Origin of the sequence: Pseudomonas agronomica, from assembly GCF_025917275.1 — a bacterium.
In the GTDB taxonomy this organism is placed as follows: Bacteria; Pseudomonadota; Gammaproteobacteria; order Pseudomonadales; family Pseudomonadaceae; genus Aquipseudomonas; species Aquipseudomonas agronomica.
This window is the reverse complement of the sequence record NZ_JAOSHO010000135.1, coordinates 1-11,632: the sequence shown is the minus strand read 5'-3', so window position 1 is coordinate 11,632 and position 11,632 is coordinate 1. Positions and strand designations below refer to the sequence as shown.

Sequence of the window (11,632 nt, the reverse complement as noted above, 5' to 3'; positions counted from 1 at the left end):
AGGGTTCTATAAGACCAGGGGGTGCTATTTTTCTTCTGCCGTACTGGCCAGAAAAGCCTCGACCAGCTCTCCAATCAACCCGTCATCAAAAATCATGCTGCGATGGCGCAACGGCGAATGCACCGAGCATTGCAGCTCACCCGTCAGGCTGTGTTCCATCAGCAGCGCCTCGCAAAAAGCCAATTCCTCGGCGGTTTTCTCCGTCCGTGTCCACCAGCAACTGGGCCGTACCCGAACCGGCTTGAAACTGAACCCCTCAAACACCTCCAGCAACCGATCATGCACCGAGAACGCCTGGGCGTTCATGACCTCTTCCTTGACGCTCTGCACGATCGACAACAGGTCGCCTCGCCCAGGCTCGATCTGGCCGGCCGCCCACTCATGGAAGGCCTTGACCGAACCGCCAGGGTGTTCCCGTCGATAAGCCGCCGTGCGCTCCGTCAATGAAGGGAACAGCAGGTCGAAGTATTCAATGGCTTCAAGCAGATCCTGGGAGGCGGCATCGTCGTTTCCGTCACCCGTCAAATGCCGATGACGTGGCAAGCCTGAGGGATACAAACGTTCCGGAATCGTGCTGTCCACCAATCCCAGAAAATCAACGGTGTGCCCCTGGCTTTCCAGCAGCGCCGCGATGTCGAGCGCGATCGTCCCGCCCAGGGACCAGCCCATCAAGTAATAGGGACCTTGCGGTTGGGCGGCGACGATTTCCTTGCTGTAGTCGGCAATCATTTCGCCCCAGGCCTCGGGGCCCGCATGGGGTTCGCTGAAGCCGCGGTGCATGACGCCGACAGTACTTGCCCGGTTTTGCAGTTTGCGCGCCAGCGGTTGATAGCAAAACACGATGCCACCGCTGGGGTGCAGGCAAAACAGCTGCGGTGCGCTGGCGGGGGCGTTGTTCAGGGCGACGAGGCACTGCGTCTGCTCACGGTGTTTTTGCGAGATGAACAGCGCCAGCTCGGCGATGCTCGGGTTGGCCAGCAGTTCTTGCAGCCGCACGGTGATGTTCAGGCTCGCCTTGAGCCTGGCGATCAGCTCGATCGCCAGGATCGAATGCCCGCCCAGCTCAAAGAAACTGTCGCGGATACCCACGCGTTCGACCTTGAGGGATTGCTGCCAGAGTTGCGCCAAGGCTTCCTCCAACGGCGTGCGGGGCGCCACATAATTTGTATGCCGGAGCGTGGCATCGGGTTCGGGCAAGGCCTTGCGGTCGAGCTTGCCATTGGCATTGAGCGGGAGGCGGTCGATGAACAGCAGATGGCTAGGCACCATGTAATCCGGCAATTGCGCCTTGAGCGCGGCCAGCAGGTTTTCGCGCAGTTCGGCAACGGCGGGTTGCGTCGGGATGACGTAGGCGATTAATTGCAGGCCACCCGGGCCGTCGTGGGTCAGCACCACACCATCACCCACGCCCGGCAGCATTTGCAGGCGCGCCTGGATCTCGCCCAGTTCAATGCGGAAGCCGCGAATCTTGACCTGGTGATCCAGGCGCCCGATGTACTCGATGCTGCCGTCGCCGAGGTAGCGCGCCAGGTCCCCGGTGCGGTACAGGCGTCCACCCGGCAGCGGGTCGAACGGGTCGGGAATGAAACGGCTGGCGGTGAGATCGGCGCGCTGGTGATAACCACGGGCCAGGCCGGCTCGACCGATATACAGCTCACCGACGCAACCCTTGGGCACCGGGTTCAGGTGCGCATCGAGCAGATACCAGGACAGGTCGACGATGGGCTCGCCGATGGGGCTGGCGGCCTCGCCGTGCAAGTCCGCCATCGACAGTGGCCGCCAGGTGACATGAACGGTGGTTTCGGTGATGCCATACATGTTGACCAACTGCGGCGCCTGGTCCCCGAAACGTTCGAACCAAGGGCGCAGGCTTTGCACATCGATCGCTTCGCCGCCAAAAATGATCTGGCGCAATTGATGGACGAGAGGCTGCCGAGGCTCGCAGGCAACGCGTAGCAATGACTTGAACGCCGACGGCGTCTGGTTGAGCACCGTGACCTTCTCCTGGCACAGCAGGGCGTAGAAATCCTCGGGCGAACGGCTTACGGCGTGGGGCACGATGACCAACCGGGCACCGTGCAGCAGCGCACCGAAGATCTCCCACACGGAAAAGTCGAAGGCGTAGGAGTGGAAGAGACACCACACGTCCTGCCGGTCGAAACCGAACCAATGTTCAGTGGCGCGGAACAGGCGAGCTACGTTGTGGTGCGTGAGCAATGCGCCCTTGGGTTTGCCGGTCGAACCGGAGGTGTAGATCACGTACGCCAGATTGTCCGGATCCATGGGCACATCGGGATTGTGCTCAGGCCAGGCGCTATCGGCCTCGTTCGAATCCAGCAACAGGCAGTCGATGCCAGCCGGCAACGCCAATGACTCAAACAGGTGGGCCTGGGTCAGGATCTGCCGGACGCCGCTGTCCTGGATCATGTAGGCCAGGCGGTCGGCCGGGTAGGCCGGGTCCAGCGGTACGTAGGCACCACCGGCCTTGAGGATCGCCAGCAGGCCGATGATCATCTGCGGCGTGCGCTCGACGGCGATGCCCACCAGCACGTCGGGACCGACGCCTTGCTCGATCAAGCGATGGGCCAGTCGGTTGGCGTGGCGGTTGAGCTCGGCATAGCTCATGTGCTGCCGGTCAAACGTCAGGGCGATCGCCTCACCTGTGTGGGCAGCATGGGTTTCGATTATCCGGTGCAGGCAGCTTTCGCTGTGCAGTCGAGTGAGTTGGCGGTTCCAGTCGTTCAGGGTCAGCCGGCGTTCATCGGCGCTCAACAATTGCAGCTCGCCAACGGCGCAGTCGGGCGTCTCGATCAGACCTCGCAACAGGTTCTGCCAATGCTCGGCCATGCGCTCGATGGAGGTCGTGCGATACAGGTCACGACTGTACTCGAACGTCGCGAGTATTTGCTGTTGTGAATAGTCGACGTCCAGCGACACATCGAACTTGGCCTGGCCTTCACCGGTATCGAGGAATTCCAACGTCAACAGATCCGGGTTTGGCAGCGCCACCTGTGAGCCGGTGCGCCAGTTGAACAGGACTTGAAACAGCGGGTTGGCGCCCAATTGATCGAGGATCAATTCCAGCGGGTAATCGGCATGCTCCAGCGCGGCGAGGGATTGCCCGCGAAGTGCCCGTAAGAAATCCAACGCGCTGCGGGTCGAGTCGATCCGCGCCCGATACACCTGGCTGCTGACGAAAAACCCTACCAGATCCTGGCTTTCATGGCTGTTGCGGTTGGCGTTGGGGACGCCGACGGTGAAATCGTCCTGGCGGCTGTAGCGGGACAGCAGCAATTGCCAGGCGCCCAGCGCCACCACGAACGGCGCCAGCCCCTGGCGTTGGCAAAAGACGTCCAGTGCTTGCGCCAACGACGGATCCAGCGATACGTGTACACGACCGGCCGTGTGTTGCTGACTCGCGTTGCGCGGAAAATCCTTGGGCAATTCCAGCGTGGGCAAGTCTCGGCCGAGGTACTGGCTCCAGTATTCGCCACTGCGTCGGCAGGCAGCGCTGTGCAGATAGTCGCCGCGCTGGTGGGTCGCGTAGTCGGCGTATTGCATCGGCAGCGGTGGCAGCGCAGACCGATCACCCAGCACTGCCCGGCCATACGCCTGGGTCATGTCGTGCATCAGGATCGTGTTGGACCAGGCATCGGAAACGATGTGATGCATGTTCAGCAGCAGCACATGTTCGGCATGGCTCAATCGGAGCAAGGTCGCCCGCATCAGCGGCGCCTGGGTGAGATCGAACGGTTGCCGGGCGTGTTGCTCGATGCGCCGGGAAAGCGCCGATTGGTCGAGCCCGGCGAGGTCTTCGCGATGCAGGGTCAGACGGGCGTTGCGCTCGACCACCTGGGTGGCGGCGCCGTCTATTTCGATGAACGCGGTGCGCAGGATGTCGTGTCGGTCGATCACCCGATTCAGCGCGTCTTCCAAGGCATCGGCGTTCAGTTCGCCGGTCAGGCGCAAGGCCCGGGGCAGGTTGTAGGCCGAGCGGGTCGGATCTCGCTGTTGTTCCAGCCACAGGCGTTGCTGGGCGAAAGACAGGGGCGCGCGATCCAGCCTGGCGCGGTTGGCCAGGGCGTGCCTGTCGTCGTCGACCTCATCGAGCAGCAGCGCCAGCAGATCATCATCTAGCAGTTCGTTCATGGTGTTCTCGCGGTAAACGGCATTGGCATCGGGCAGGTTCAGGCGAAGGCTGTCGGGACCTTTTCACTGACCACCCGGCCGGCCTGCATCCGCACCAGTTGATCGGCGATGTCGAAGTAACGGTCGTCGTGGGAAATGACGATGATGGTTTTGCCCAGGGCCTTCAGCTCCGGCAGCAGCTCGGTGTAGAACACCCGCCGGAACACCGGGTCCTGGTCGGCGGCCCATTCGTCGAAGACCAGCACCGGGCGTTCTTCCAGCCAGGCGTTAAGCAGCGCCAAGCGCTTGCGCTGGCCGGTGGAGAGATCGGTGGTGCTGAACGCACCGTCGCGAATGCAGACCTTATGGCCGATCTCCAGGCGATCGAGGTAGCGGTTGGCGTCCCCGGGTACCTGCTGGTCGCCCTGCACCAGTTCATCGAACAGGTAGTAGTCGGCAAAGATCGTGGTGAACAGCTGGCGATAATCGTCACGTCCCGCCGCCGATACCGGCTTGCCATCCAGGAGGATTTCTCCGCCCTGGGGCGCATAGAGGCCCAGCAGCAATTTGATCAGCGTGGTCTTGCCGCCGCCGTTCTCGCCGACGATGAACACGATGTCGCCCTGGGCGATGGACAGGTTGACCGGTCCGAGGGCGAAGGCCTGGCTGCCGGCGACCGCTGGGAAGGCGTAATGCACGTCACGCAATTCAAGCTGCTGGATCGTCGGCTTGGGCACGCTCTTGTCGTTGAGCAGCAGGTGCGGCTCCGGCGAGGAAAACTGCTCGGCCAGTTCCGCAATGCGCTTGAACGCGATGTTGGCGCGGCTGATCACCGGCAGCGTCATGACCAGGTATTCCAGCGGCCCCTTCATGTACAACAACACCAGCACGAAACCGCTGAGCACCGCTTTGTCGGTGCCCAGCCACAGCGATTGCAGGGCCAGGACCAGGCCGATGACCACGAAAAACAGCATCGAGCCGAAGGTCTTGGCGACCACGAAAGTGTTGACCGCACGGATGTTGGTGTCGCAGATCTGCTCGGCGGTGGCTTCGATGCGCTGGCTGAACATGCGCTGGCGGCGCGGGCGGTGGATGCGCAGCTCCTTCGCGCCAGCGGCGATTGCGTTGTAGTGCTTCTGCAGGGCGTCTTCGGCTTCGCGGGCCGCTTCGAAACCACGAATGCCCCGGGCGCGCGCCGCGTACTGGATAACCGTGCCGATCACCAGCGCCACCAGCAGCAGCGCAAACATCGGCAACGACAGGTAGGCCAGGTAGCCCAGGCAACCGAGGGTGACGGTAAAGGCAATCGCCAGTGGCGCGAAGGAAAACGCGAAGCTGCTGACCGTGTTGACGTCGTGGGTCAGGATCGGAATGAGCCGATGGCTGCGGAAACGCTCGATCTGCTCGATGGGCGCCAGCAAGACTTTCTGGCCGAGGGATTTGCGCAGGCTGGCGATGATGTTCTGGCCGACGTGGTTGGTGCCGATGTCCGACAGGATCGAGGTCAGCAGCGCCGCCACGCACAGGCCGGCGAAGGTCGCCAGCACTTGCGGCGTCGGCCCGGCATCGGCGTTCAAGGCGTCGTTGATGGTTGCCAGCAGGGCGGTGATGCTCAAGCCACCCAGCATGCCCAGGAGGATGGAGCCTGCGACAATCAGCCGGAAGGGTTTGAGCAGGATGAACAGCTCGGTGATCACCCCGCGTTTTGGTTGGCTCATGGAGGTTTCCCTGCTAGATGAAAAGGTCGAAGGCCATCGCGGGCATTCACCGCATGGGCTGGAGGACGGCGGCACGCCGGTTGGGGGCGCGCCCACCTATGGAACGATTGGAGGGGAAGGGGATTTAACGCGGAACCCCTGACCCACATCATTGTGGCGAGGGAGCTTGCTCCCGCTGGGCCGCGCAGCGGCCCCAAGATTTTGCGGTCGCTGCGCAACCGAGCGGGAGCAAGCTCCCTCGCCACAAAAGCGTGTCCGGCAGGTTGAACTACATATCCCGAGCAACCCGAAACCCCAGCCAGTCACCACGGGCATCGGAAAACACCGCATTGCGGTTGCCCGACCGGGAAAACACCGGCGCTTCGCCCCAGTCGTTGCCACGGATGCGTCGCACCTTGCAGTTGCCCGTCAGCGCGGCGCTGCCGTCGCTCGGCGCATCGGTGTAGTTTTCGTTGAAACAATCGGCGGTCCATTCGTAGACGTTGCCGTGCATGTCGTACACGCCAAAGGCATTGGGTGCGAAGCTGCCGGCCGGGGCGGTGAAGTTGTAGCCATCGGCGGCGCCGTAGGTGTTGGCATGTCGGGCGATGCTGTAGTCCTTGCCCTCGTCGAACGGGAAGGGGAACGGGCCGCTACTGCCGCCACGCGCGGCGTACTCACGCAGGGATTCGCTGGCCAATCGGTACGGCTTGCCGGTTTTTTTCGACAGCCACGCCACGTAGGCGTTGGCCTCTTCGAAATCCATGCACACCGCCGGGTGCCGGTCGGTGTATTGCTTGCGCGGATCGCTGCCTTGGTAGTCGGGGACGCCGGCCTGGCACGCGCGTCCGAGGCGCTTGTCACCGTCGGGCATCACATAGCCGGTATCGCGCAGATAGGCGAACCATTCCCCCTTGAGCACCTGGAAACGGCTGATCGCCACCGGCTTGGCAAACGTCACCGGGTGCATCGGGCCTTCGTCGGGCTCGCGGCCGACCTCATTTTCCGGGGTGCCCATCTGGAAGGTGCCGGTGGGCAGCACGACCATTTCCGGGCAGTCCTTGCAGTCGCGGAACACCTGGCCCGGCTGCGAGGCCTGCGCGCTGGAGGGCAACAGGGCGGTGAGGGCCAATGCCGGAAGCGTCTTCAATAAAAATCGGTTCATCGATTGCTCTCGATCAGTCATCAGAGTGTTTTGCCCAGCAGCGCCATGAAGCGATCGAGCTCGGCTTCAGTATTGAGCAGCCCCGGCGCGGTGCGGATTACCGGCCCGGCGTCGCGGTGCACGGCATCGGCGACCACACGGTTTTGCATCAGGTAGGCAGCGATCTCATCGCTCTTGCGATCCTTGACCCGGAAGAAGGTGAAACCGGCCGATAGCTCGGGGCTCAGCGGCGTCACCAACTCGATCTGCGGCTGCGCCAATAGGTGTTTTTTCAGGTAACTGTTGAGCGCATGAATACGCGCCTGGACCTCGGCCTTGCCCAGTTGCAGGTGCAGCTTGAACGCTTCGTCCGCCGCCCAGCGATGCTCGAACGCGTGGTAGCCGCCCGGGGTCATGGTGGTGGAAAACGTCGTGGCTTCGGAGAACGTCGGGATGATCGGCGTGACGGACTTGACCTCTTCGCTGCGGCTGCACACCACGCCGGTGCCCCGTGGGCCGAACATCCATTTGTGGGTGCCGGCGATGAAGAAATCGCAATTCATTGCCGGGAAACTCAGATCCTCGACGCCGAAACCGTGCACGCCGTCCACCACATAGACGATGCGTTGTTCATCGCTGCGACCTTGGTTGTGCTGGTCCACCAGGGCGCCGATCTTGCCGATGGGCAACTTCACGCCACTGCCCGAATGCACCCAGGTCATGCCCAATACGCGGGTTTGCGGGCGGATGTTGCGGTCGATGGCGGTGAGGATTTCCGCCTCGCTGGCGCCATGGGCGTTCTCGAACAGCTTGATCTTGCGCACCCGTGTTCCGTCCCGTTGCTTGCGCAGGTCGAGGATGGTGTGGGTGGCGTAATGTTCGTGGGCGGTGGTGAGAATTTCCTGGTCGGGCCGCACATGCACCCCGCCATAGATCATCGCCAGGCCTTCGGTGGTGCTGCCGGTGAGAGCGATCTGCTTCGGGTTCGCTTGCAGGTAGCGACCGGCCCAGGTCCGTACGTTTTCTTCGCGCGCTTCGGTGACGCCCAGGTCCCAGTCCATCAGCAACCCGGGGTTTTTATCCAGGGCGGCGCGGTGCCGCTCGATGGCCTCGCGCACCGGGCGCGGGTGGGTGGTGACCAGGAAATTGGAGAAGTGCAGATAGTCCGGGTCCTGGTTGAACAGCGAGCGCAACTGCGCCCATTTATCCTTGGGCAGCGGTGGCATTGGATCGGCGCTGGCCGTGGCCGGCAGGCTGGCGGGCAATGAGAGCCCGGCGGCGAGGACCCCGGCTTGCTTGAGGAAGGTGCGGCGCTCATTCATGGCTGAGGGGCCTTCTGCGCCGAGGCGATGGCCGGGCTCGCGGCTTTCTGCACCTGGTCCCAGACCCGCAGGAAGTTGCCGCCCCACAGCTTGGCGATGTCGGCTTCGGAGTAGCCGCGGGTCAGCAGCTCGGCGGTGACGTTGCGAATGTCGCTGACATCTTTCCAGCCTTTCACGCCGCCACCTTCGTTGAAGTCCGAACTGATGCCGACGTGGTCGATGCCGATCTTGCGCACGGCGTAGTCGATGGCATCGCCCAGATCCTTGAGACTGGCCTTGGGTTCCTCTTCGAGAATGCCGTAGAGCTGGCCGGCGTATTCGCCGAATTTCTGTTCCGGCCACGCGGCGATGATCGGGTCGCCCGGCATCAGCGCCATCGCCAGATTCGGCAGTGGCGGCAGGTCGAAGCGTTCGCGCAGGGCGTTGAGTTTGTCCTGGGTTTTTTGCGTCAGCGGGCGCAGGTACTGGGAGAACCCCACGATCTGCACCACGCCGCCGCTGGCCTTGATCAGCTGCATTTCCTTGTCGCTGAGGTTGCGCGGAATGTCGACCATGGCCCGTGGGGCGGAGTGGGAGGCTACCAGCGGCGTGCGGCTCAGTTGCGCGACTTGCTCCAAAGCCTGGGTCGACATCTGCGACACATCGATGATTACGCCGAGGTCGTTCAGGCGCTTCACCGCTTGCTTGCCAATGTCCGACAGGCCGCCGAGGGCGTCGGGCGAGTCGTTGAAGAACGGCAGCGGGCGGGAGGAGTCGGCCCAGTCGTTGTTGCCGATGTAGCTGAAGCCGAACATGCGCATGCCCCGCGCCGTCCACAGGTCCAGCAGACTCAAGTCGTGACCGAGGGGATAGGCGTTGAGCATGCTGATGAAAATCGCGAACTTGCCTTCGCCGTGCAGGCGACGGAAGTCGTCCGGGGTGTAGGCGATGGCGACCTGGTTGGGAAAGTCCCGGACCATGCCGGTGATGATCTTGTAGCGCACCTCCTGTTGGTTGCGTGCTTCCTCGACGAACCCGGCGGTGGGCTTGTGCGGCGCGTTGGGACCGTTCCACAACTCGGGCCAGCCGAAGATTGTCAGCGCGGCGCCGGAGAGGTGGCCGCGGTTGGCTTTCACCAGGTCGAACTGGCCCTTGCCGTCTTTGTCCGCTTCGTTGCCGGCGGTGCCGAAATCCAGCGGCACGGTGATGTGGCTGTCGAAGGACAGCAGCCGTTCGTGCAATTCCCGAGCTTCCTTCATGACCTTGACCGGGTAGCCGGGGTTGTCCCGCCACCAATGGTCCCAGGCCGCCAGCCCGCCACCGACCACCAGCGCCAGGGCCAGGGGCACGCCGGTGAAAAGAGCCTTTCTAGAACGTGGTGTTGTCATTGCCGATCTCAGTCTGGTTCGCCTTGGAAGGACAGGCGCGGGGGCCTTTGCTATCTGGGGGGAACGAGTGATCGGCGGGGAAATTTAGGTGTTCTCAGCGCCGCCGTCGCGAGCAAGCTCGCTCCCACATTTGGAATGCGCTCACCTGTGGGAGCGAGCTTGCTCGCGATGAGGCCCTCACAGCCTCTATAAATTTGTCAGGACGCCCATCGTTCTAGCTTGGATAAAGCCCACCCCAGGGCGAACACAGGTAAGGCAATGACGATTTCTCGACGATGGTTCATGGCGGGCCTGGCGCTGACCGGTGCCGCCGTGCCTGCGGTGTATTACGGGCATCGCGAACTGACCCGGCCGGACCCGACCATCACCCCCGGCGAGGCTTCCTTCGATGTGGCCGACGTCGCCGGACAGCGTCGGGCGAACACCCTGCGGGGAATTTGGACGATTCGTTTCAGCGGGCGCGATGCCGGCCTCGACGGCTTGCCGGACGACAACCTGGAAGTCTTCCTCGACGTCGCCCACAAGGGCCGTGGCCTGGTGGGTTACCTCGACACCGCCGAACGCTTGCGCGCGGGGGATGAGCCGCGTTATCGCGTATTGGGCGACCTGGCTGGCAGCGACCCAAAGCAGCTGAGCTGGCGCTTGATCGGTGCCAGGCATGACGCACCGGACTACGAGTTCATCATGACCCTCGACGAAGTCTGGGCCGGTTTCGGCAACGCCGGCCCGGCCACCCTCGGCGGCCGAGTGTTGCGGTTGGATCGCCCGTTGGCATTGCCGGAACTCGACAATCAATTTGTTGCCGTCAAACAGCGATTCCCCGAAGCCCGGGAACGGACACCGCTGAGCCCGAAGCTGCTGGCCTGGCTGGTGTCGCCCGAACACCGGCTGTTCCACCAACTCTGGCATGCCTCGCGAGACAAATGGCACACCCTCGACGAAGACAAGCGCGACGCCCTGCGCGGCATCGGCTGGCAACCCGGGCCGCGAGACAACGAGCGTGACGCCCGTGGGCCGCGCAAGGACCGCAACGGCTCCGGCGTGGATTTCTTTTTCATGCACCGGCATATGCTCGGCACCGCGCGTTCTTTCCAACCGCTGCCGTCATGGCCACGTTTCCCATTGCCGCAACCGGAGTTGGAGCGTGATCGCCTGGGCTTTGCCCGGTATTTCGACAACGTCGACGGGACGGCGCTGCCACCGACCTGGCTGGCCCGTGGCGACGAGCAATACGCCCAGTGGGTCAGCGACATCAAGACCGCCGAGACCTATCACAGTAATTTCCAGGTGTGGGAATCACGCTATCGCGACCCGCGCTATCTATCGAAACTGACCTTGGGCCAGTTCGGTTCGGAAGTGGAATTGGGCCTGCACGACTGGCTGCACATGCGCTGGGCCTCGGTGCCGCGCGATCCGTCCAACGGTCATCCGGTGCCGTTCGCCCGTGACCAGGCCGACTTCGCCCAACGCTGGTTCGAACCGGAAAACGACTTTCTCGGCGATCCGTTTTCCTCCCACGTAAACCCGGTGTTCTGGGCCTTCCATGGCTGGATCGACGACCGCCTCGAAGACTGGTTCCGTGCCCACGAACGTTTTCATCCTGGCGAAGTGAGCCGGCTCGAAGTCAACGGCGTGCCCTGGTTCGCCCCGGGCCGCTGGGTGGAAATCGCCGACCCGTGGCTGGGCCCGGACACCCACGGCTGCAGCACCACGCCGGGGTTGCAGGTTGGGCGTTCGGTGGAGATGGATCCGGAAACCATGAAACTGGCGTTGCGCATTACGTTTGGCAGCGATGACGACAAGCTGGCGCAACTGTTCCGCCGCGTGCCGCAGAGGCCTTGGTATGCGCGGAGTCTCAAGGCCAGGCCGGTGTGAGCCCAGGCTCGAACCGACCGAACCTGGGGCTGTGAAGCGACTACTTTTGTGGCGAGGGAGCTTGCTCTTGCTGGGCTCCACCCTTGTAGGAGCTGCCGA

The 11,632-nt window shown here is 63.2% G+C and carries 6 protein-coding genes; 1 reads left to right on the top strand and 5 read right to left on the bottom strand.

The genetic code is table 11. From position 1 onward, the window contains the following. Positions 1-24: 24 nt before the first annotated feature. The 5 genes from OC610_RS12375 to pvdM all read right to left on the bottom strand — a co-directional run bounded on the left by OC610_RS12375 (position 25) and on the right by pvdM (position 9,658). A complete protein-coding gene (locus tag OC610_RS12375; RefSeq protein ID WP_264428016.1) occupies positions 25-4,149 on the bottom strand; it encodes an amino acid adenylation domain-containing protein in 4,125 nt (1,374 codons plus the stop codon). A gap of 38 nt (positions 4,150-4,187) precedes the next feature. Further along, entirely contained in the window at positions 4,188-5,846 is a 1,659-nt protein-coding gene (locus OC610_RS12370; RefSeq protein WP_264428015.1) for a cyclic peptide export ABC transporter, read from the bottom strand. Positions 5,847-6,114: 268 nt separating this feature from the next. Further along, the gene (locus tag OC610_RS12365; protein WP_264428014.1) at positions 6,115-6,990 is read right to left on the bottom strand and encodes a formylglycine-generating enzyme family protein; all 876 of its coding nucleotides are present in this window, start codon (positions 6,988-6,990) and stop codon (positions 6,115-6,117) included. A gap of 20 nt (positions 6,991-7,010) precedes the next feature. Next, positions 7,011-8,291 carry a pyoverdine-tailoring periplasmic protein PvdN gene (gene pvdN, locus OC610_RS12360; protein ID WP_181289949.1) on the bottom strand — a complete coding sequence of 427 codons (1,281 nt, stop codon included), beginning with the start codon at positions 8,289-8,291 and terminating at the stop codon, positions 7,011-7,013. After that, positions 8,288-9,658, bottom strand: coding sequence for a pyoverdine-tailoring dipeptidase-like protein PvdM (pvdM, locus tag OC610_RS12355; RefSeq protein WP_181289948.1), 1,371 nt, complete (start codon positions 9,656-9,658; stop codon positions 8,288-8,290). Before pvdM ends, pvdN begins: the two co-directional genes overlap by 4 nt. Before the next feature lie 258 nt (positions 9,659-9,916). Between pvdM and pvdP the strand changes: the two genes are divergently transcribed. Further along, the gene (pvdP, locus tag OC610_RS12350) at positions 9,917-11,533 is read left to right on the top strand and encodes a pyoverdine maturation tyrosinase PvdP (RefSeq protein WP_264428013.1); all 1,617 of its coding nucleotides are present in this window, start codon (positions 9,917-9,919) and stop codon (positions 11,531-11,533) included. The last annotated feature ends 99 nt before the right edge of the window (positions 11,534-11,632 follow it).